Origin of the sequence: Micromonospora sp. NPDC049047, from assembly GCF_040649135.1 — a bacterium.
GTDB lineage: Bacteria > Actinomycetota > Actinomycetes > Mycobacteriales > Micromonosporaceae > Micromonospora.
Window position 1 is genome coordinate 1 of sequence record NZ_JBEZEY010000016.1, and the last position, 20,760, is coordinate 20,760.

General features: G+C 72.6%; 22 protein-coding genes and 1 tRNA gene. 18 read left to right on the forward strand and 5 right to left on the reverse strand.

The window, feature by feature from the left end; all coding sequences use genetic code 11:
• Positions 1-129 precede the first annotated feature (129 nt).
• From fdh to selB, 6 genes are all read left to right on the forward strand, one after another.
• Positions 130-3,402 carry a formate dehydrogenase gene (gene fdh / locus AB0B86_RS22905; protein WP_357419797.1) on the forward strand — a complete coding sequence of 1,091 codons (3,273 nt, stop codon included), beginning with the start codon at positions 130-132 and terminating at the stop codon, positions 3,400-3,402.
• Entirely contained in the window at positions 3,395-4,516 is a 1,122-nt protein-coding gene (locus tag AB0B86_RS22910) for a 4Fe-4S dicluster domain-containing protein (protein WP_357405672.1), read from the forward strand. The genes fdh and AB0B86_RS22910 overlap by 8 nt, the downstream gene beginning before the upstream one ends.
• Positions 4,513-5,685, forward strand: coding sequence for an NrfD/PsrC family molybdoenzyme membrane anchor subunit (nrfD, locus tag AB0B86_RS22915; protein ID WP_357405388.1), 1,173 nt, complete (start codon positions 4,513-4,515; stop codon positions 5,683-5,685). The genes AB0B86_RS22910 and nrfD overlap by 4 nt, the downstream gene beginning before the upstream one ends.
• Before the next feature lie 13 nt (positions 5,686-5,698).
• Positions 5,699-5,794: transfer RNA gene (locus tag AB0B86_RS22920), tRNA-Sec, on the forward strand.
• 22 nt (positions 5,795-5,816) lie between these two features.
• Positions 5,817-7,121 carry an L-seryl-tRNA(Sec) selenium transferase gene (gene selA, locus AB0B86_RS22925; RefSeq protein WP_357405390.1) on the forward strand — a complete coding sequence of 435 codons (1,305 nt, stop codon included), beginning with the start codon at positions 5,817-5,819 and terminating at the stop codon, positions 7,119-7,121.
• 2 nt (positions 7,122-7,123) lie between these two features.
• Positions 7,124-8,893, forward strand: coding sequence for a selenocysteine-specific translation elongation factor (gene selB / locus AB0B86_RS22930; RefSeq protein WP_357405392.1), 1,770 nt, complete (start codon positions 7,124-7,126; stop codon positions 8,891-8,893).
• Positions 8,894-8,908: 15 nt separating this feature from the next.
• Here the strand turns inward: selB and AB0B86_RS22935 are convergent, their stop codons facing one another.
• Entirely contained in the window at positions 8,909-9,949 is a 1,041-nt protein-coding gene (locus AB0B86_RS22935) for an NAD(P)-dependent alcohol dehydrogenase (protein WP_357419798.1), read from the reverse strand.
• A 96-nt stretch (positions 9,950-10,045) separates the two neighbouring features.
• Here AB0B86_RS22935 and AB0B86_RS22940 point away from each other — a divergent pair, with 96 nt between their 5' ends.
• The 5 genes from AB0B86_RS22940 to AB0B86_RS22960 all read left to right on the forward strand — a co-directional run bounded on the left by AB0B86_RS22940 (position 10,046) and on the right by AB0B86_RS22960 (position 13,294).
• Positions 10,046-10,654 (forward strand): TetR family transcriptional regulator, encoded by a 609-nt coding sequence (locus AB0B86_RS22940; RefSeq protein ID WP_357405396.1) that lies wholly within the window; start codon positions 10,046-10,048, stop codon positions 10,652-10,654.
• A 55-nt stretch (positions 10,655-10,709) separates the two neighbouring features.
• Positions 10,710-11,441: a hypothetical protein gene (locus tag AB0B86_RS22945; RefSeq protein WP_357405398.1), complete on the forward strand. Its 732-nt coding sequence runs from the start codon at positions 10,710-10,712 to the stop codon at positions 11,439-11,441.
• Between the two features lie 39 nt (positions 11,442-11,480).
• Complete coding sequence (locus AB0B86_RS22950) at positions 11,481-11,678, forward strand: hypothetical protein (protein WP_088989536.1); 198 nt, start codon at positions 11,481-11,483, stop codon at positions 11,676-11,678.
• An 80-nt stretch (positions 11,679-11,758) separates the two neighbouring features.
• A complete protein-coding gene (locus AB0B86_RS22955) occupies positions 11,759-13,036 on the forward strand; it encodes a hemolysin family protein (RefSeq protein WP_357405400.1) in 1,278 nt (425 codons plus the stop codon).
• 72 nt (positions 13,037-13,108) lie between these two features.
• Positions 13,109-13,294, forward strand: a complete 186-nt coding sequence (locus AB0B86_RS22960) for a hypothetical protein (RefSeq protein WP_036410487.1) — start codon at positions 13,109-13,111, stop codon at positions 13,292-13,294.
• Between the two features lie 4 nt (positions 13,295-13,298).
• On the opposite strand, the gene AB0B86_RS22965 is transcribed toward AB0B86_RS22960, so the two are convergent.
• The gene (locus AB0B86_RS22965; RefSeq protein WP_357405402.1) at positions 13,299-13,949 is read right to left on the reverse strand and encodes a hypothetical protein; all 651 of its coding nucleotides are present in this window, start codon (positions 13,947-13,949) and stop codon (positions 13,299-13,301) included.
• A gap of 133 nt (positions 13,950-14,082) precedes the next feature.
• Between AB0B86_RS22965 and AB0B86_RS22970 the strand changes: the two genes are divergently transcribed.
• The gene (locus AB0B86_RS22970; RefSeq protein WP_357405404.1) at positions 14,083-14,286 is read left to right on the forward strand and encodes a hypothetical protein; all 204 of its coding nucleotides are present in this window, start codon (positions 14,083-14,085) and stop codon (positions 14,284-14,286) included.
• 6 nt (positions 14,287-14,292) lie between these two features.
• Here AB0B86_RS22970 and AB0B86_RS22975 read toward each other — a convergent pair whose 3' ends face one another.
• The 3 genes from AB0B86_RS22975 to AB0B86_RS22985 all read right to left on the reverse strand — a co-directional run bounded on the left by AB0B86_RS22975 (position 14,293) and on the right by AB0B86_RS22985 (position 15,933).
• The gene (locus AB0B86_RS22975) at positions 14,293-14,769 is read right to left on the reverse strand and encodes a hypothetical protein (protein ID WP_357405406.1); all 477 of its coding nucleotides are present in this window, start codon (positions 14,767-14,769) and stop codon (positions 14,293-14,295) included.
• Complete coding sequence (locus tag AB0B86_RS22980; protein ID WP_130401038.1) at positions 14,766-14,978, reverse strand: phosphatidylethanolamine-binding protein; 213 nt, start codon at positions 14,976-14,978, stop codon at positions 14,766-14,768. The genes AB0B86_RS22975 and AB0B86_RS22980 overlap by 4 nt, the downstream gene beginning before the upstream one ends.
• A gap of 73 nt (positions 14,979-15,051) precedes the next feature.
• Positions 15,052-15,933, reverse strand: a complete 882-nt coding sequence (locus tag AB0B86_RS22985; protein ID WP_357405409.1) for a universal stress protein — start codon at positions 15,931-15,933, stop codon at positions 15,052-15,054.
• 115 nt (positions 15,934-16,048) lie between these two features.
• Between AB0B86_RS22985 and AB0B86_RS22990 the strand changes: the two genes are divergently transcribed.
• The 6 genes from AB0B86_RS22990 to AB0B86_RS23015 all read left to right on the forward strand — a co-directional run bounded on the left by AB0B86_RS22990 (position 16,049) and on the right by AB0B86_RS23015 (position 20,755).
• Complete coding sequence (locus AB0B86_RS22990) at positions 16,049-16,795, forward strand: SAM-dependent methyltransferase (protein WP_357405411.1); 747 nt, start codon at positions 16,049-16,051, stop codon at positions 16,793-16,795.
• A 71-nt stretch (positions 16,796-16,866) separates the two neighbouring features.
• Complete coding sequence (locus tag AB0B86_RS22995; RefSeq protein ID WP_357405413.1) at positions 16,867-18,045, forward strand: PP2C family protein-serine/threonine phosphatase; 1,179 nt, start codon at positions 16,867-16,869, stop codon at positions 18,043-18,045.
• A 56-nt stretch (positions 18,046-18,101) separates the two neighbouring features.
• Positions 18,102-18,566: a MarR family transcriptional regulator gene (locus tag AB0B86_RS23000; protein ID WP_357405415.1), complete on the forward strand. Its 465-nt coding sequence runs from the start codon at positions 18,102-18,104 to the stop codon at positions 18,564-18,566.
• A gap of 289 nt (positions 18,567-18,855) precedes the next feature.
• On the forward strand, positions 18,856-19,485 hold the full coding sequence (locus AB0B86_RS23005; RefSeq protein WP_357419799.1) for a CDP-alcohol phosphatidyltransferase family protein: 630 nt from the start codon (positions 18,856-18,858) through the stop codon (positions 19,483-19,485).
• Complete coding sequence (locus AB0B86_RS23010; protein WP_357405419.1) at positions 19,482-20,426, forward strand: DUF881 domain-containing protein; 945 nt, start codon at positions 19,482-19,484, stop codon at positions 20,424-20,426. The genes AB0B86_RS23005 and AB0B86_RS23010 overlap by 4 nt, the downstream gene beginning before the upstream one ends.
• Positions 20,423-20,755 (forward strand): small basic family protein, encoded by a 333-nt coding sequence (locus AB0B86_RS23015; RefSeq protein ID WP_030327710.1) that lies wholly within the window; start codon positions 20,423-20,425, stop codon positions 20,753-20,755. Before AB0B86_RS23010 ends, AB0B86_RS23015 begins: the two co-directional genes overlap by 4 nt.
• Positions 20,756-20,760 lie beyond the last annotated feature (5 nt).

The following is a 20,760-nucleotide window of genomic DNA, read 5'->3' on the forward strand; positions in this document are numbered from 1 at the left end:
GCACACCGACACCAGCGCCGCCCCCGGCCCACGAGGCCGGGGGCGGCGCTGTCTGACCGCCCCCACTCGCGAACATGTCTCGGTTGACCTATCTTCATGGGGTCGCTCGGGTGGGAGGGGGTGTCGGGCATGGGTCTGCGGACCTTTGTCGAGGGTTGGCCGGTCTACCGCCAGCTCACCGGCACGGACCCGTTGGGCCGGGGCGCCGCCGCCAAGTCCGCGCGCTCGGCCGGCCTGACCGCCCGCACCGACACCGCCGACAGCGTGGCCCGCTCGGTGTGCCCGTACTGCGCCGTCGGCTGCGGTCAGCGGGTGTACGTCAAGGACGGGCAGGTCAGTCAGATCGAGGGTGACCCGGACAGCCCGATCTCGCGGGGTCGGCTCTGCCCGAAGGGTTCGGCGAGCAAGAGCCTGGTGACCAGTCCGCTGCGGCAGACGACGGTCCGCTACCGCCGTCCCTATTCGACGCAGTGGGAGGATCTGGACCTCGACACCGCGCTCGACATGATCGCCGACCGGATGCTCGCGGCCCGCGAGCAGACCTGGGAGGACATCGACACGCAGGGCCGGCCGCTCAACCGGACGCTGGGTTTCTCCAGCCTGGGTGGGGCGACGCTGGACAACGAGGAGAACTACCTCATCAAGAAGTTGTTCACCGCGATGGGGGCGCTCCAGATCGAGAACCAGGCCCGTATTTGACACTCCGCCACCGTCCCCGGTCTGGGGGCCAGCTTCGGTCGTGGCGGTGCGACGGATTTCCAGCAGGACATCGCCAACGCTGACGTGATCGTCATCCAGGGTTCGAACATGGCCGAGGCGCACCCGGTGGGTTTCCAGTGGGTGATGGAGGCCAAGCGTCGGGGCGCGAAGGTGTTCCACGTCGACCCCCGGTTCACCCGGACCAGCGCGGTTGCCGACGCGTACCTGCCGATCCGGGCCGGCACCGACATCGCCCTGCTGGGTGGCGTGGTGCGCTACATCCTCGACAACGAGCTGGACTTCCGCGAGTACGTGCTGTCGTACACGAACGCGGCGACGATCGTCAGCGAGGATTTCGTCGACACCGAGGACGGCGACGGGTTCTTCTCGGGGTTCGATCCGGAGACCGGCAGCTACGTGCAGGACAGCTGGCAGTACGCGGGGCACGAGGGTTCGTCCGGCAGTGGGCACACCGCCCAGGAGCGGGACAGCGCCGCCGGGTTGACGCACGAGTCGCACGGCGCGCAGGTGGGTGGGCAGACCGAGCGGGACGAGACGTTGCAGCACCCGCGCTGCGTCTACCAGATCCTCAAGCGGCACTTCTCCCGTTACACCCCGGAGATGGTGGAACGGGTCTGCGGGATTCCGCGGGAGCAGTTCCTCGAGTTGGCCGAGGCGTGGACCCGCAACTCCGGTCGGGAGCGGACCGGCATGCTGATCTACTCGGTGGGCTGGACGCAGCACAGCGTCGGTGTGCAGTACATCCGTACCGGCGCGATCATCCAACTGCTGCTCGGCAACATGGGTCGCCCGGGTGGCGGTGTGATGGCGCTGCGCGGGCACGCGAGCATCCAGGGCTCCACCGACATCCCGACGCTGTTCAACCTGCTGCCCGGCTACCTGCCGATGCCCCACCATGCCGAGCACCCGAGCTTCGACGAGTGGGTGGAGAGCATCCGGCACCCGGGTCAGAAGGGGTTCTGGGGCAACGCGCGGTCGTTCGCGGCCAGCCTGCTCAAGGCGTACTGGGGTGACGCGGCGACACCGGAGAACGACTTCTGTTACGGCTACCTGCCCCGGTTGACCGGTGATCACGGCACCTACCAGCAGGTGCTCAACATGATCGACGGGAAGGTCAAGGGGTACTTCCTGCTCGGGCAGAACCCGGCGGTCGGCTCGGCGCACGGCCGCGCGCAGCGCCTCGGCATGGCCAACCTGGACTGGCTGGTGGTCCGGGACCTGTTCATGATCGAGAGCGCCACGTTCTGGCAGAGCGGCCCCGAGGTGGCCACCGGGGAGATCGTGCCCGAGGAGTGTCGGACCGAGGTGTTCTTCCTGCCGGCCGCCTCGCACGTGGAGAAGGAGGGCACGTTCACCCAGACGCAGCGGCTGTTGCAGTGGCGGGAGAAGGCCGTCGAGCCACCGGGCGACGCCCGTTCCGAGCTGTGGTTCTTCTACCACCTCGGGCGCAGGCTGCGGGAGAAGCTGGCCGACTCGCCGCTGCCGCGCGACCGGGCGTTGCTCGACCTCACCTGGGACTACCCCACGCACGGTCCGCACGCGGAGCCGAGCGCCGAGGCGGTGCTGCGCGAGATCAACGGGTACGACGTGACGACCGGCCGTCCGCTGTCCAGCTTCGCCGAGGCCCGCGACGACGGCTCCACAGCGATCGGCTGCTGGATCTACACGGGGGTGTACGCCGACGGCGTCAACCAGGCGGCGCGGCGCAGGTCCCGACACGAGCAGGACTGGGTGGCCGCCGAGTGGGGCTGGGCGTGGCCGGCGAACCGGCGCATCCTCTACAACCGTGCCTCCGCCGACCCGGACGGTAACCCGTGGAGCGAGCGCAAGAAGTACGTCTGGTGGGACCCGGACAAGGGCGAGTGGACCGGCTACGACGTGCCGGACTTCGAGAAGACCAAACCGCCGTCGTACCGGCCGCCGCCCGGCGCGTCCGGGACCGAGGGCATCGCCGGTGACGACCCGTTCGTCATGCAGGGTGACGGCAAGGGTTGGCTGTACGCGCCCAGCGGCGTGCTGGACGGGCCGCTGCCCACCCACTACGAGCCGGTGGAGTCGCCGGTGCGCAACCCGCTGTACCGGCAGCAGGCCAACCCGACGCGCAAGATGTACGCGCACCCGGTGAACTCGGTGAACCCGAGCCCGCCGCAGGAGCACGCGCAGGTGTTCCCGTACGTGTTCACTGTCAGTCGGCTGACCGAGCACCACACCGCCGGGGCGATGAGTCGGATGGTGCGGACGCTTGCCGAGTTGCAGCCGGAGATGTTCGTCGAGGTGTCGCCGGAGTTGGCGGTCGAGCGTGGGCTGGCACATCTGGGGTGGGCGCACCTGGTGACGGCGCGGGCGGCCATCGAGGCGAAGGTGTTGGTGACCGATCGGCTCACCCCGTTGCGGGTGGATGGTCGGGTCATTCATCAGGTGTGGTTGCCGTACCACTTCGGGTTCGAGGGCCTGGTCACCGGCGATTCGGCGAACGACCTGTTCGGTATCAGCCTGGACCCGAACGTCCTGATCCAGGAGAGCAAGGTCGGCACCTGCGACATCCAGCCGGGCCGGCGGCCCACCGGGCCGGCTCTGCTCGACCTGGTGGCTGACTACCAGCGGCGGGCCGGGATCCTGCCCGGCCAGCACGCTCCGGCCGTCACCACCGACAGTGTGGCGGAGGAGCGCGGTGATTCCTGACCCGAACAGCCTGTACGGCCCGTTGGATCCGGCGCCCGAGGCCGGTTACCAGAACGCGCCGCCCCGGATGGGGTTCTTCACCGACACCAGCGTCTGCATCGGCTGTAAAGCGTGCGAGGTGGCCTGCAAGGAGTGGAACGGTGTCCCGGAGAGCGGGCTCGACCTGCTCGGCATGTCGTACGACAACACCGGCGCGTTGACCGCGAACTCGTGGCGGCACGTCGCGTTCATCGAGCAGCCCCGGCCGGCCGGGCACCGCGCGCCGCCGTTCGCGGGGACGCCGACCGATGGCTCGGTGAGCGCGGCGTCGGCGGCCGTGGCGGCGGGTACGACCGAGCGCACCGGCACGGACCCGGGGCTGCCGACCGGCACGCCGTCCGCCGCCGCCCGGATGACCGGGGGCGGGCCGATCGATGTCCTCGGCGCCCCGATCGCCGACTCTCCGACCGGTCCGATCGCCACGGGCCGGGCTGGCGGGGGTCCGCAGTTCCTGGGGATGCCGGGGGCGCAGCCGCCGGGGCGGGGTACCGGTGCCGAGGGGCGTTCGGATTTCCGCTGGTTGATGATGTCGGACGTCTGCAAGCACTGCACGCACGCGGCGTGTCTGGACGTGTGTCCGACGGGGTCGTTGTTCCGGACGGAGTTCGGGACTGTGGTGGTGCAGGAGGACATCTGCAACGGGTGTGGGTACTGCATTTCGGCGTGTCCGTACGGGGTGATCGATCAGCGTAAGGACGACGGTCGGGCGTGGAAGTGCACGCTGTGCTACGACCGGTTGGGTGCGGGGATGACCCCGGCGTGTGCGCAGGCGTGTCCGACCGAGTCGATCCAGTACGGCCCGCTCGACGAGTTGCGGGAGCGGGCCGCGGCACGGGTCGAGACACTGCACGAGCGGGGCGTGCCGGAGGCCCGCCTGTACGGGCACGACCCGAACGACGGGGTGGGTGGCGACGGCGCGTTCTTCCTGCTGTTGGACGAGCCGGAGGTGTACGGGTTGCCACCGGATCCGGTGGTGACCACCCGGGACCTGCCGGCCATGTGGAAACGCGCCGGCTTCGCCGCCCTCGCCATGGCGGCGGCGACCGTCGCCGCGTTCGTCGGAGGTTCCTCGTGAGCGCGCACCGCCCCGAAACGGGTGACCGCTTCCGCCGCTTCCGTGACCGGCTCGCCGCCGACCCCTCGGATGGTTCGCGGGTGCGGCACGCGGCGGCGAGCCCCGACTCCGGAACGGACCTGACCTCCGGGCGGTCGCGGGCCGCCGAACGCTCCGGTCGCCGGAGCGGGCGTCGCGGCGGTGGCGAGGAAGTGCGGGTGCCGGCGGCCGAGTTCACGTCGTACTACGGTCGCCCCATCCTCAAGGCGCCGGTCTGGAAGTGGGACATCGCGGCGTACCTGTTCACCGGTGGGCTGGCCGCCGGCTCGTCGCTGCTCGCCGCGGGTGGGCAGCTCACCGGCCGGCCGGCGTTGCGTCGCGCCGGTCGGGTGACCGCGCTGGCCGCCGTCAGCGCCAGCGCCGTCTTCCTGATCCGGGACCTGGGCCGGCCGGCGCGGTTCCACCACATGCTCCGGGTGGCCAAACCGACCTCGCCGATGTCGATGGGCACCTGGATCCTCACCGCGTACGGGCCGGCCGCGGGCGTCGCCGCCATTGCCGAGGTCGCCGGTCGGCTGCCCCGCCACGGGCCGCTCGGGCTGGCCGGTCGGGCGTTGCCGTCGCTGGGGCACGCCGCCGGGCTGCTCGCCGCCGGGACCGCGCCCGCGCTGGCCACGTACACCGGGGTGCTGCTCGCCGACACGGCGGTGCCGTCGTGGCACGAGGCGTACCCCGAGTTGCCTGTCATCTTCGCCGGCAGCGCCCTGGCCAGCGGCGCCGGCGTGGGTCTGCTCGCCGCGCCGCCGGAGCAGGCCGGGCCGGCCCGGCGGATGGCGGTGGCCGGCGCGGCCCTGGAACTGTACGGCGCGCACCGGGTGGAGACCCGCCTCGGTCTGCTCAGCGAGCCCTACCGGCAGGGCCGCCCCGGGCGGCTGCTGCGCGCCGGGCGGCTGCTCACCGCCGGTGGGGTCGGCGGTGCGCTGCTCGGCCGGCGCAGCCGGTCGGTGAGCGCGCTGTCCGGTGCCGCGCTGCTGGCCGCCTCGGTGCTCACCCGGTTCGGCATCTTCTACGGCGGCGTCGCCTCCGCCCGCGATCCCCGGTACACGGTGGTGCCGCAGCGCGAACGGGCCGACGCCCGGCGAACCAGCATGGATCTTCCAGCTGGTCGCGCGGCCCCGCCCGGGGTGTGATCGAATGTCCGGTGGAGGCGTTCAGGTGGCTGGTGCCCCTCCCGGTCTTCAAAACCGGAGTGGTCCGGGACCCGGGCCAGGCGGGTTCGATTCCCGTCCGTCTCCGCCAAACCGCAGCGGGGGATGACGCGATGGGCGACGGGCCGGTGGACCCGCGACGCCGCGTGCCTCGCACCGACACGCTCCTGGCCGACCCGCTGCTGGCCGCGGCCAGCACGACGCTGGGCCGGGACCGGGTGAAGGCGGTGGTCGTCCGCGCCCAGGAGCAGGCCCGCCGCGGCGAGATCAATCCCGACGAGGTACGCGACGCCGCGGTCGCCGCGTTGCCCGCCGTCGGCCCCCGGGCGGTGCTCAACGCCACGGGCGTCGTGCTGCACACCAACCTGGGCCGGGCGGCGCTGTCGCCCGCCGCGGTCGCCGCGGTGGTGGCCGCCGCCGGGCACACCGACGTGGAGTTGGACCTGAGCACCGGCCGACGGGCCCGCCGTGGCCGCGACGCGCTCGACGCCCTGGCCGCCGCCGTGCCCGACGCGGGTGCCGTGCACGTGGTCAACAACGGCGCCGCCGCGCTGGTGCTGGCCGCCACCGCGCTGGCCGCCGGCCGGGAGATCGTGGTCAGCCGGGGCGAACTCGTCGAGATCGGCGACGGTTTCCGCCTGCCCGACCTGCTGGAGAGCACCGGCGCCCGGTTGCGGGAGGTGGGCACCACCAACCGCACCACACTCGCGGACTACGCCGCCGTGCTCGGCCCGCAGACCGGCTTCGTGCTCAAGGTGCACCCGTCGAACTTCCAGGTCACCGGCTTCACCTCGGCGACCCCGGTACGCCAACTGGCCACCCTCGGGGTGCCGGTGGTCGCCGACATCGGCTCCGGCCTGCTCACCGCGGATGCGCTGCTGCCCGACGAACCGGACGCGGCGAGCACCCTGCGCGCGGGTGCCGCGCTGGTCACGGCCAGCGGTGACAAGCTGCTCGGCGGCCCGCAGGCGGGCCTGCTGCTCGGTGACGTCGACCTGGTCGAGAGGCTGCGCCGGCACCCGCTGGCCCGGGCGCTGCGGGTGGACAAGCTCACCCTGGCCGCGCTGGCCGCCACAGTGCACCGACCGGTCACCCCGACCCGGGCCGCCCTGCACGCCGACCCGGCCGCCCTGCGAGAGCGGGTGGAGCGGCTGCGTGACCGGCTCGGCGCGGACGGCCGCAAGGCCGAGGTGGTGCCGGCCGTCGCGGTGGTCGGCGGTGGCGGAGCACCGGGGGTCGAGCTGGACTCGTGGGCGCTGAGCCTGCCCGAACGGTACGCGGGTCCGCTGCGCACCAGCGAGCAGCCGGTGCTCGGCCGGGTGGTCCGGGGTCGGCTCCTGCTCGACCTGCGCTGTGTCCCCGAAGAGGCCGACGACGCCGTCCGGGCGGCCGTGCTGCGCGTACCCGGGGACGACTGAGCGTGTTCGTCGTCGCCACCGCCGGGCACGTCGACCACGGCAAGTCGACACTGGTCCGGGCGCTGACCGGGATGGAACCCGACAGGTGGGCCGAGGAACGCCGCCGGGGCATGACCATCGACCTGGGCTTCGCTTGGACGACGCTGCCCTCCGGCGGCACCGTCGCCTTCGTCGACGTACCCGGGCACGAGCGGTTCGTGCCGAACATGCTCGCCGGGGTCGGCCCGGTGCCGGCGGCGCTGATCGTGGTCGCGGCCGACGAGGGGTGGATGCCGCAGTCCGCCGAGCACCTGGCCGCGCTCGACGCGCTCGGCGTCGGGTACGGCCTGCTGGCGGTGACCCGCGCGGACCTGGCCGACCCCGGGCCGGCCACCGCCCACGCCCGCGCCGAGATCGCGGCGACCAGCCTCGGCGCGGTGCCGGCGGTCGCGGTCAGTGGCCTGACCGGCGCGGGTCTGCCGGAGCTGCGGGCCGCCCTGGACCGGCTGGCCGCCCGGGTGCCTGCACCCCTGCTCGACGACCCGGTGCGCCTCTGGGTCGACCGCAGCTTCACCGTGCGGGGCAGCGGCACAGTGGTCACCGGCACCCTCGGTGGCGGACGGTTGCGGGTGGGCGACGAGTTGGAGTTGGCCGGGGCCGACGACCCGGTCCGGGTTCGCGGCCTGCATGCCTTGGGCGAGGCCCGACCGGAGGTGACGGCGGTGGCCCGGGTGGCGGTCAACCTGCGGGGTACGCCGCGCGACCGGCTCGGCCGTGGCGACGCGCTGCTCACCCCGGGCCGGTTTCACAGCACCGACCTGGTCGACGTGCGGCTGACCGGCGATCCGGCAGCCGACCTGCCGGCCACCCTCACCCTGCACGTCGGGTCGGCGGCGGTGCCGGTACGGGTGCGCCCGCTCGGTGTGGACACCGCCCGGCTGCGCCTGTCCCGTCCGTTGCCGTTGCTGGTGGGTGACCGGGCGTTGCTGCGCGACCCGGGCCGTCACCACGTCAGCGGCGGGGTGCGGGTGCTGGATGTGGTGCCGCCACCGCTGGCCCGCCGGGGCGCCGCAGCCGCCCGTGCGGAGGTCCTGGACGAGCTGGACGGTCGTCCCGACCTGGCCGGGGAGCTGCGCCGCCGTCGGCTGGTCCGGGCCGGCGCGTTGATCAGGATGGGGGTGCCGGTGCACACCGCGCCGGTGGCCGGTGACTGGTTGGCCGATCCGGCGCACTGGCGGCGGCTCGGCGCGCAGGTGACCGAGGAGGTCACCCGTTACGCGCGGGAGCACCCGTTGGAGCCCGGGATGCCGGTGGACGCGCTGCGTCAGCGCCTCGCCCTGCCCGACCGGGTGCTTGTCGAGGCGTTGGTCCGGCCGCCGCTGCGGATCCGCGCCGGGCGGGTCGGCGCGGCGGACGTCGACGCGCTGCCGGAGCCGGTGGCCCGGGCCGTGCGGCGGGTCCGCGCCGAGTACGGCGACCGGCCGTTCCGGGCCCCCGAGGCGGACCGTCTCGTCGACCTTGGTCTGGGTCCACGGGAGATCGGCGCGGCGGTGCGGGCCGGTGCGTTGCTGCGGTTGGCCGACAACGTGGTGCTGTTGCCCGACGCGCTCGACGGCGCGGTCCGGGTGTTGGCCGGGCTGCCGCAGCCGTTCACGCTCTCCGCGGCCCGGCAGGCGTTGGACACCACCCGCCGGGTGGCGGTGCCCCTGCTGGAGTTGCTGGACCGGCGCGGCGCGACCCGCCGACTGCCCGACGACGCCCGGGTCGTCGTCACCTCCAGCGCCGCGCGGTGACCTGGCCAACCACTGTCAGTCCAGGTCGGACATGTCCAGCACGAAGCGGTAGCGGACGTCGTTTCGCCGCAGGCGGTCGAGTGCCGTGCCCACCTGCGCCGACGGAAGTACCTCGATGTCGGCGGTGATGCTGTGCTCGGCGCAGAACCGGAGCATCTCAGCTGTCGAGCGGCGGCCACCGCTCCCGGCCGAGCTGAGCTTCTTGCGGCCGACAAGCAGGTCGGTGGTCTCGACGGTCACCGGACCCAGGTATCCGAGCAGGCTGAGGGTGCCGTCCATCGCCACCAGACGCAGATACGGGGCAAGGTCGTGCGGTGCGGAGATGGTGTCGATGACGAGGTCGAAGGTGTCGCGTGCGGCAGCCGTCTGCTGAGGGTCGGTGGAGTCGACGAACCCGTGTGCGCCGAGCCGGCGGGCGTCGTCCCGCTTGTCCTGGCCGCGGCTGATCACGGTCGTGGTGGCGCCCAGTGCCACGGCCATCTTGACCGCGAGGTGGCCCAGGCCGCCGAGCCCGGCCACCGCGACGCGACTGTCCGGGCCGACGCGATGGGAGCGCAGGGGCTCCCAGACCGTGACGCCGGCGCACAGCAGCGGGGCGGCCGCGGCCGGGTCGAGGCCGGCGGGGAGCCGGTAGGCGAAGGTGTGCCGCACGACGTATTCGCGGGAGAAGCCGCCGAGGGTCGTCGACCCGTCGCGCCGGTCTCTGCCGCCGTAGGTGAGCGTCGGGAAGGAGTGGCAGAAGTTCTCCTGACTGGCCGTGCACATGGCGCAGTCGCCGCAGGAGTCGACGATGTTGCCCACCGCGACGCTGTCGCCGATCGAGAAGCTGGTCACCTCGGCGCCGGTGCCGATCACCACACCTGTGAACTCGTGCCCCGGCACCAGGGGTGCGTTGGTCCGCTGGTCGTAGTCGTGCAGGGCGTGCAGGTCGCTGTGGCAGACCCCGCAGTAGTCGACCCGTACCGCGATGTCGTCCGGGCGTAGGTCACGGCGTTCGATCGGGGTACGCCGCAGCGACGTGGGGCCGGTCGCTCGCCATCCGGTGGTCCTTCGCATGATCGACTCCCTTAAACAGACTGTTCGGTCTGTTGAAGCGTAGGTCGGACGGCGAGCCAAAGCAAACCAACCGTTCTGTTTTGCTACTGTGGGTGCATGCCGGAGCAGCCCCTGACCTCGCGAGGCGCCGCGACGTACCAGCGCATCCTGGACGCCGCCACCGAGGAGTTCGCCCAACACGGCATCGCCGGGGCACGCGTCGAACGCATAGTGACGGCGGCCCGCACCAACAAGGCGCAGCTCTACGCCTACTTCGGGGACAAGGAACGACTGTTCGACGCGATCTTCCTCAGCTCCCTGGAGCGCATCACCAACGTCGTGCCCATCGACGCCGACGATCTCGCGGACTGGGCCGTTCGCCTCTACGACGAATACCTGCGCCGACCCGACCTCATCCGGCTCGCGACCTGGACGCGGCTGGAGCGCCGGCCCGCTGGGCACCTCGTCGAGACCCACCAGCACTACGACGATCCCAAGCTCACTGCCATCGCCGAGGCCCAGGCCGCCGGGCGGATCCGTGGCGGTGACCCGTTCGACATCATGGCCCTGGTCATCGCGATGTCGATGGCCTGGTCACCGGTGAGCAACGTCTACGCGGCCAGCAGCCAGGAACCCGACGACGTGCATTCCCGACGTCGTGCCCTGCTTCGCGACTGCGTCCGACGGGCCACCGTGCCGACGGACCAGGATCAACCTGACCGCTGACCGCCGCTACCGAAGCGGGGCTGACACGTTTGCGCCGGGATGCGACGGTGGGCTGATGGTCGAGGTGTCCCGGTCCCGGTCGCGACCGTTCGGTGGTCGCGACGTCGTCTCGGTGGCGCTGGGCTGGGGCCTGCCGGTGCTGTGGGTGCTGTGGGCCGGCCTGGCGTGGTGGGTGGAGCCCCGCGAGTCGACCGAAGCGCAGCTCGACCGGGATCTCGCGGCTGGCCGGGTGGTGACCTATCAACGGGCGGACGGCTGGGCCGACGACGATGCGTACTGGGGTAGCCGCCCTGCTCTGCGGGCCGCAGAGCAGGGTTGGATGATCGCGTGGACGCTGCCCAACGGCCAGACCCGGTACGCCCCCGTCCCACCGCCCGACCCGCAGTCCCACCCCGCCCGGCCGGACCGGTCGGCGCAGACCGGTCCGGATGCGCGGCTCGCCGCCGTGGCCGACCCGTGGCACGCCGGCGAGGCGGCGCACCTGATCGCGAACACCGCGGGTCTGCTCGCCGGTGTGGTGACCCTGCTCTGGCTGGGTCGGTTGATCGGCGGGGCGCCACCGCTGGCCGGTACCCGATGGTTCTGGTTCTGGATCGGGCTGCTGCCGTTCGGCACGGGTGTGCTCGCCTGGACACACCGGGAGCTCTGGCGGCCACCGTCGGCGCCGGTCGCCGACCGGGGCTCGGGCTGGCGGGGCCTCGGCTGGTTGATCCTCGCCGCGGTTGGGATCGCCCTGCTGGTGTCCGTCGCGCGGGCCATTGTCGGAACGACCGTGGTGCCCGGCTAACCGGCCCCCGAGCCCGCGGTGGTCACCTACGGTGACGCCATGGACCCTTCCGCTGTCTGGCGGGACCGCCAGCACCAGTGGCGGATCGAGGCGTACCGCGCGCCGGACCTGCGCTTCGCCATCTACGCCACAAACGGGCCCACCGAGTCGGTGCCGCTGTGGTTGTTCGGGATGTCGGCGTTGGCCCGGTGGCTGATGACCCACTCCATCTCGCTCGACGACCTGGAGGTCGACTGAGCGGGGGCGCGGTGCTGAACCGGGCCCGGAGCCGGCCGTGCTGCGGTTGAGTGACAGCAGGTGGCGGACGGGGGTACGCGATGGGTGGTCAACTCGGGCAGTTGGCACTGGTGGCCGTCCTCGTGCTGGTCAACGCCGCGTTGTCCGGCAGTGAGATGGCGCTTGTGACGTTGCGCGAGGGGCAGTTACGGCGGCTGGGTCGGCGCAGCCGATCCGGGGACCGGTTGGTGCGGCTGTCCCGTGACCCGAACCGCTACCTGGCCACCATCCAACTCGGCATCACCCTGGCGGGATTCCTGGCGTCGGCGGCGGCCGCGGTGTCGCTGGCCGAGCCGCTGGTGGGCCCGTTGGGTTTCCTCGGCGGTGCGGCTCGCCCCGCGGCGGTGCTGCTGGTGACGGTGCTGTTGACGTTCGTCACGCTGGTGTTCGGCGAGTTGGCCCCGAAGCGGCTGGCCATGCAGCGGGCGGAGCGGTGGGCGCTGCTCAGCGCCGGCCCGCTGGATCTGCTCGCCCGGGTGTCCCGACCGGCGGTGTGGCTGCTCAGTCGGGCCACCGACACTGTCGTCCGGCTCGCCGGGGGTGACCCGCGGGCCAACCGGGAGGAGATGACCGAGGAGGAGTTGCGGGAGATGCTGGCCAGCCAGCGCGGGCTCTCCGCCCAGCAGCGGGAGATCCTGACCGGCGCGTTCGACATCGCCGGTCGCACCCTGCGCGAGATCCTGGTGGCCCGGCGGGAGGTGACGACGCTGCCGGCCGGCCTCCGCGCCGACGAGGGGGTGCGCCGGCTCGCCTCCGCCGGGCGGTCCCGCGCCCCGGTCACCGGCCCCGGCGGGTTGGACGAGGTGCTCGGTGTGGTGCACATCCGCGACCTGGTGCAGGCCGGCGCCGCCCCGGTGGGCGAGCGGGTCCGGCCGCCGCTGCTGCTGCCGGTCACCCTGCCGGTCGCCGACGCGATGCGGCAGCTGCGCCAGCAACACCAGCAACTGGCACTGGTGGTCGACGAGCACGGCGGCATCGACGGCATGGTCACCATGGAGGACCTGCTGGCCGAGGTGGTCGGTGAGTTGTACGACGAGACCGACCGGGACGTGCGCGGTGTCGTCCGGGAGTCGGACGGGTCCCTGCTGGTGCCCGGTGACTTCCCGCTGCACGACCTGCCCGATCTGGGGGTGCGGTTGAGTTTCCCGCTGTCGCGCGACTACACGACGGTGGCGGGGTTGGTGCTGGCCCGGTTGCGGCACCTGCCCGGTGAGCCGGGGGAGACGGTGCGCCTGCCCGGGTTGACCCTGGAGGTCGTGGAGGTCGCCGACCGGGCCGTGCGTCGGGTGCGGTTGCGCGGGTTCGTCAGCGACAGGTGACAGTCACCCGAGATGGCGACAAATTCCACGAATACCGCACAAAGCCCAGCGGGTCCGTTTAGCGTGCGATACGTGAAGGACCGAGGGTTGCGTACGTTCGTCACGGTGCTGGCCGGCCTCGCGGTGATCTACTTCGGTAGCGCCGGCCGCAGCCCCGAGGAGGGCCGCGGCATCTCCGGCGGGGTGGTGGTCCTGGCGCTGCTCGCCGCCCTGCTGGTGTGGCACCTGACCCGGCCGGGAGACAAGACGGTGAAGTGAGCCCTCAGCGGGCGGCCACGCGGGCGATCTCGCCCGCCGACTCCTCGCCGAGCGCCACCCGTACCAGCGCCGAGGCGAGCCGCCCGAAGTCCGGTTCGTCGACCAGCCCGGCCAACCGGTCCGGGGAAACCGGCAGACCCAGCCGCTCAGCCCCGGACAGGGCCCGACGGTCGGCGTACGGGCGCAGGTCCGACCAGACCGTCTGCGCCTCGCGCAGGTAGATGTCCGCGCCGGTGGGGCCGATGCCGGGGAACTCGGTGAGGCGTCGACGCAGCCCGGTGGGGTCGCCCGTGGCCTCGCGGTGCAGTCGGCGCAGGTCACCGTGCCAACGGTCCAGGCACAGCCGGGCACCGGTGCCGAGCATGGTGGCGGTCCGCTCGTCGTAGCGGCGGTAGTGGCCCCGGCCCAGCGCGTCCACGCGCTCCTGCCAGCTGGCCGCCTCCATCGCCTGGGGCGTACGGTAGCCCGCCGCGAACAGCTCCCGCGCGGCGTCCACCGCCACGCACGCCCGGATCCGGGTGCTCAGCAGGGTGGCCAGCACCAGCAGTTGGTACAGCGGCCCGGGCCGGTCGGCGAGCCGGATGCCGGCCTCCTCCGCGTAGGTGCGGCCCCGCCGGTCCAGGAGGACCCGCACCACAGTTCGATAGTTGCCCACACCAACGGGTACCCGATCCGGGCGCGGCTAGCCGTCGTGCCGACGAGCGGGGTCCGGAATGCCATCGGAGCGGACGGGTATGCCGACGGTCGGGGTGGTCGATGCCGCCCGCCGTACCCGGAGGGAGACACCAGTGGTCAACCCGCAGCAGGAAGAGTTCCGGCGTAACGCCAAGGGCGCCACCAGCCAGGACAGCAAGGGGCCCCAGCCGAGCGGGCACCCGCTCAACCGTGGCTCGTCGCGCGGCGACGAGGGCCGGCCGGTGCCCAGGGGGCAGGTGTCGCCGTACGGCCCGGCCGGTGAACCGGTGGCCGAGGACGACAGCGACACCCGCTGACGGCCCCTAGCGACCGCGATCTGACGGCCGCCGCAACCTGTTCCAGGTGGCGGCGGCCGTCAGCCCGTAGGCCAGGTGCGGGATGATGTCGGAGATCCAGTCGGAGCGCCGCCAGGTGCGCGGATCGCTGATCCCGAGCGCGGTGATCGACCCGTCGGTCATGGTCATCACTCCGGCGCCGAGCAGGCCGGTGGCCAGCGGCAGTGGTTGGCGCCGACCACCGGCGTAGAGCGCGAACGCGACGCCCGCGGCGATGCCCAGCCCGTAGCCGATAAGCGGGCCCAGGCCCGAGCGGCGGTTCGCCGCCCGGGCCCCGGACCCCAGGTTGACGTGCGCGATCCCGGCCAACCGGTCGACGGTCTCCTGCGGGACGTCGCTCTCCGGCCGTCCCCGCAGGGCCACGTCGAGGAAGCTGACCACGTTCAGCGCGGTGCTGCCGACGGCGCCCGCGATGGCGCCGTCGGCCACGTCGACCCTCCTCACTTCGGGTCGCCCGGTTCGCGCTCGCTCTTGGGGCCGTAGGTGCGCTCACCGCGCACCACGCCGCGCTGGCCACGGTCCTCCTGGAGAATCCGGTTGGCGACCTGATTGGCCTTGCCGTCGGGCACCCGACGTCCGGCGTCGTCGATCGCGTTGCGCAGCCGCGCCCGCTGCTTGTCGTAGGCGTTGCTGCCCGGCCGTGGTCCTGGCATCTGGTGCCTCCTTCGTCGGCGGTCTGGGCGTACGGCGACCGTCTACCCGTCTGGCTGCCGGTGAACCTCCGCGCTAGTGGGGGGCACGGACCACGGCGACCGGGCACTGCGCGTGGTGCAGCATCGACTGGCTCACCGACCCCAGCAGCAACCCGCTCACCTCGCCGCGCCCCTGCCCGCCCACCACCGCCAGTTGCGCGGCGCCGGACGCCTCGGCAAGCACGGCGCCGGGGCGACCGCGGACCGCGCGGCAGGTCAACCGCAGCTTCCGGTGCTGCCCGGTCAGGCCGGTCAACCACTCGGCGAGCATCCGTTCCTGCTCACCGTGCAGCTTCGCCTCGTCGTACACGAGGGGTTGCATGTCGCCCGGACCGCTGCTGCCCGGGTGCCGGTAGGCGTGCACCGCCACCAGCGGCACGCCGCGCGACACGGCGGTCTCGGCCGCGAAGTCGGCCGCCAGCCGGGCGGCCGGCGAGCCGTCCACCGCGACCAGCACCGGCTCGTCGGGTCGGTGCTCGCCGCGGACCACCAGCACCGGGCAGTCGGCGTACGCGGCGACCTGCACCGCGACCGAGCCGACCACGAGTGCCGAGAAACCGCCCAGTCCCCGGTCGCCGAGCACGATGAGCGCGGCGGTGGGGGACTCACCGACCAGCACCGCTGCCGCCTCACCGTCGATGATCTCTCCGGAGATCGGCAGTCCCGGGACTGTCGCCTCGGCCTCGGCCACCGCGGCCTGGACGAGCTCCTCGGCCCGGTGGCGCAGCCCACCCCCGGGCGGCGCGTCCGGGGCGGGGGAGACCGGCACGTGCAGCAGCGGCCAGATGAACCCGTGCACGATGCGCAGGGGCCGGTGTCGACGCGCCGCCTCGGTGGCGGCGAGGCGGACGGCGCGCAGGGACGGTTGTGAGCCGTCCACGCCGACCACCACCGCCGCGCTGTTCGCCGAGTTCACCGCGTACCTCCCGCTCGGGGCCAGTATCGCGGGCGGGACGTCTCCGCGTCGCGATACCGCTGAGCACGTCGGGGTCGGTACGCTGGCGGCGACCGGTCCGGAGGGAGGATTGTCGATGGGTGAACCGGACCAGCCGAGCACCGGCCGCATGATCGACTTTTGGCTCGGTGGGGAGCACCACTTCCCGGTCGACGTGGCCGCCGCCAGCGCGTTCGAGCAGGCGTACGGGCCGTGCGCGCCGGTGTTCCGGGAGCTGCGGGCGTTCCTGGGCCGGGCGGTGCGGGCCATGGTCGCCCACGGCGTGGACGGTTTCCTGGTGTTCGGCGCCGGGGTGCCGACGATGGGCAACGTGCACGAGGTCGCGGTGGACGCGACTGTGCTCTACACCGACGTCGACCCGGTGACCATCCGGATGGGGCAGAGCATCCTCGCCGGCAGTGACCGGGCCGGCTACGGCTTCGGTGACGCGACAGACATCGGTACGATCGACCCGGCCCAGCTGCACCGTTTCGTGCCGGGCTGGGGCCGCCGACCGGTCGGGGTGGTCTTTCTCGGGCTCGCGGCGTTCCTCGACGACGCCACGGTGACCCACACGCTCGACGAGCTGTATTCGGGCGCGGCGCCGGGCAGCCTGCTGGTGGTGGACTTCGACACCGAGGAGTTGGCGGGTCACCCGCAGGCGCTGGCGATGATGGGGCCACAGTTCCGGATGCGCCAGCCGGCGGCGTTCGCGCCGCTGTTGGGCCGTTGGGCGCCGACGGCGGACGGGATCGTGCCGGTCGCGCACTGGCGGCCGGAGGGTCCGCCGGCGCGGGTGCCCGACGCGTTCCACGGCGTGCTCGCGACCCGTGGTGACGACTGACCGCGGAGCGTCGCGGTCCCGGGGTGTCCGTATGATGCTTGCCCTATAGCAAGCTTCTGGAGAGGACGACCATGGTGGACCCGCCGGACGTGGTGTCGCGTGCGCTGCGTGAGGCCCCGCCCGACCAGTTGGCCGAGGCGGCGGACCAGGCCATCCGCGCGACGCTTGGCGCGTTACGCACCGACGTCTTCGTCGCCGACTACCGGATCAGCGGACTCTGGCCGGTGCTGGATCCGGACCTGCCGGCAGCCGGGTTCCTGGCCTGTCACACAGTGGCGCAGCGGTGCTTCAGCAGCCAGCAACCGGTACGCGACGCCGCCGACGAGGGCCCCTGCCGGCTCTACCTGCCGCTGACGCTGTGGGGGGAGCGGCTGGGCGTGCTGATGATCGAGCTGCCGGCCGTACCGAATCCGAGCGTCACCGGCCATGCGACGGACATCGCCGGGGCGCTCGCGGTGGCGATGCGCGCGGCGGATCGGGGGACCGACAGGTACCGGCGGGCCCGTCGCCGGGAGCGACTGACGATGGCCGCCGAGATGCAGTGGGACCTGTTGCCCGGTCGCAGCGTGGCGCACCACGCGTTCCAGCTGGCCGGGCAGTTGGAGCCGGCGTACACAGTGGGCGGGGACCACTTCGACTGGTCGCTGGACGGCGACCGGCTCACCGTGACGGTGCTCAACGGCGAGGGCAGTGGGCTGGCCGCGTCGATGCTCACCGCCGTCACTGTCAACGCGATGCGCAACGCGCGTCGCTCCGGTGGCGGCCTTGTGGAGCAGGCCGAGCTGGCCTCGGACACGGTCTTCTATCAGCACCGGGGCGGCCGGTACGTGGCCACCCTGCTGCTCGATGTCGACACCCGCACCGGTGCGGTCCGGGCGGTCGACGCGGGTTCCCCGCACCTGCTGCGGATGCGCGGGCCCACGGTGGAGCCGCTGAAGTTGGATCAGCAGTTGCCGTTGGGGATGTTCGCGGAGACCCGCTACGAGGTGCAGGAGTTGCACCTGGAGCCGGGTGACCGCCTCTTCGTGGTCAGCGACGGGGTGTGGGCCGCGAAGCCGCCGGGGCAGGAACCGTACGGGGATCGGGTGATGGCGCGTTCGCTGCGCGCCACGCGGTTGCAGCCGGCAGCCGAGGCGGTTGGTACGGTAATGCGCGAACTGCGCGCCTACCACGCGGATTCCGACCTCCGCGACGACGCCGTCGTGGTGTGTCTGGACTGGCACGGTCCGCGTGGACGGGGTAGCGGGTGAGGGTGGCCGCCGCTTCGTCCGGCGGGCACCAGCGCGACGACGGCAGGGGACATCGGGTGGAGCGACCTGGGGATCTCGCCACGGCGATCACCGCGGCTGCCGGGACACTGATCGCCGTGCTCGACTCGTCCGCGGCGGGGCATCAGGTGCCGCCCACCCAGTTGCGGGTGTTGGCGCTGATCAGCAGCCGATCGGAGACGAACGTCAACGGGTTGGCGGAGCTGCTGGACGTGGTGCCGTCGTCGGCTAGTCGCCTCTGTGACCGGCTGGAGGCGACCGGGCTGTTGCGCCGGGTGGCCGATCCCCGCGACCGGCGTGAGGTGCGGTTGGTGCCCACCCCGGCGGCGTTGACGCTGCTGGGGGAGTTGGCCGAGCGGCGGCGTCGGGCGGTGCAGTCGGTGCTGGACCGGATGCCGGCGCGGACGCAGCACGATCTGTTGCTGGCGCTTGTCGCGTTCGGCCGGGCAGCGACCCAGTCGGTGCCGGAGCAACAGGTCGATCCGGCGGTGCAGACGGCCTGAGCGCCGCCACACCCACTAGTATCCTAGGACGCTCTACGCGTGGTGATCCACGCCACAGTGCGGCACAGCCGCACCGAGTCGGCCACGGCGGCACCCGGCCAGCCGGGGCAGGCCCGATATAGTGACAGCGCACTTACCCGGCCCGTGATCTTCGAGATCGCGGGCCGGCTCAGGGATGAGGCCCCATCCGGGGCCGCAGGGGGGAGCCGGCGCAGGCCGGCCCGACAGCGCGTACGACCCTCCGCCGCGCCAGACGTCGGCCGGGGGTCCGTGCCGTGGAGGAGGATCGGTGTCGCGTCCGGCTCGGGCAGAGCAACCGCGGGACACCGGTGACCAGGCTCCCGGCAACCAGGTGCTCACCCTGCCCAACCTGATCAGCTTCGTGCGGCTGCTGGGCGTACCCCTCTTCCTCTACCTGTTCCTGGTCGAGCGGGCCGACGTGGCGGCGATCGTGGTGCTGGCCATCGGCGGCACCACGGACTGGGTGGACGGCTGGATCGCCCGCCGCCTGCACCAGGTGAGCCGACTCGGGGAGTTGCTCGATCCGTTCGCCGACCGGCTCTACATCCTCGCCACCCTGGTCGCCTTCACCGTTCGGGAGGTGGTGCCGTGGCAGTTCACCGTGGCGCTGTTGGCCCGCGAGGTGCTGCTGCTCGGCTCGCTAGCAGTGCTGCGCCGCTACGGGTACGGGCCGCCGCCGGTGCACTACGTGGGTAAGACGGCCACGTTCCTGCTGCTGGCGGCGTTCCCGGTGCTGCTGTTGGCGAGCGAGTGGAGCGCGGCGGCGACGGCGACGGCCGCGATCGGCTGGGCGTTGGCCTGGTGGGGGTTGGTGCTCTACTGGGTGGCCGGCGGGATGTACGTGGTGCAGGCGGCCCGGCTGGTGCGCGCGGCGCGCGGTCCGGGAGCGGCGGCATGAGCGCGCCGCAGCCGGGCAAGCCCCGTCCGGATCGGGTGTACGCGCCGGATTTCCTCACCGAGCTGTTCCGTAACCCGCTCGATCCGGGTTACGCGGATGCTGCTGCTGCCCGTCGGCGCTCGGCGAGCCCCGGGTCGGCCCGGGGGTGGCGGGCCTGGCCGGCGCGGTCGGTCAGTGTGGTCGTGGTGGTGCTGCTCGGGTTCCTGTTCGCTGTCGCGTACCGGCAGACGATGGCCGACGAGCCGGGGCGGGCCCAGGCCCGTTCCGGTCTGGTGGCGCAGATCAAGGAGCGGGAGGCTCAGACCGACCGGATGTCCACCCGCGCCGACCAGCTGCGCGAGGAGGTCAGTCGGCAGCGGGACGCGGCGTTGAGCGGGTCGGCCGCGGCGCGGCTGCGGGACCAGGAGGCGAGCACCGGCCTGGGTCGGGTGCGCGGTGACGGCGTGGTGGTGCGGTTGGCGGACGGGCCGGGTAACGCGGATGCGGTGACGGGTGCTGGCGCGGGGCCGTCGCGGGTGTTGTACAGCGATCTGCAGGGCGTGGCGAACGCGTTGTGGAGTGCCGGTGCGGAGGCGATCGCGATCAATGGGCAGCGGTTGACCTCGACGTCGACGATCCGGACGGCGGGTGACGCGATCCTTGTGGATTTCCGGCCGGTGATGGGGCCGTACGAGGTGTCGGCAGTGGGGCCGGGTTCGATGCGGCGTCGGTACGAGGACAGCCGGAACGCGGATGTGATGCGGGAGGTCGCGCAGAAGACGGGGTTGTCGTTCGCTGTGCGGCAGTCTGATGACCTCACCTTGCCGGCGGCTCCGGAGCCGCAGCTACGCTACGCCAAGCCGTTGGTCAGTCCGAGCCCTTCCGCGTCGGGTGTCCGGTCCGGCAGTCCTGGGTCGTCCGGTCCGACGACGACCGTTAGCCCTTCCGGAGGTGGCCGATGATCGCGGTGCTGGCGTTGCTTGCCGGTGTGGTGCTGGGTGTGTGGCTTGATCCCACGGTGCCGGCGGCGTTGCAGCCGTACCTGCCGATCGCGGTGGTGGCCGCGTTGGACGCGGTGTTCGGTGGGGTGCGGGCCCGGTTGGACCGCATCTTCGACGACAAGCAGTTCGTGGTGTCGTTCATCTCGAACGTGCTGGTCGCTGGTCTGATCGTGTATCTGGGTGACCAGCTCGGGGTGGGTGGGCAGTTGTCCACGGGGGTGGTCGTCGTGTTGGGTGTCCGCATCTTCGGCAATGTGGCGGCGATCCGTCGGCACCTGTTCCGGGCGTAGGTTTG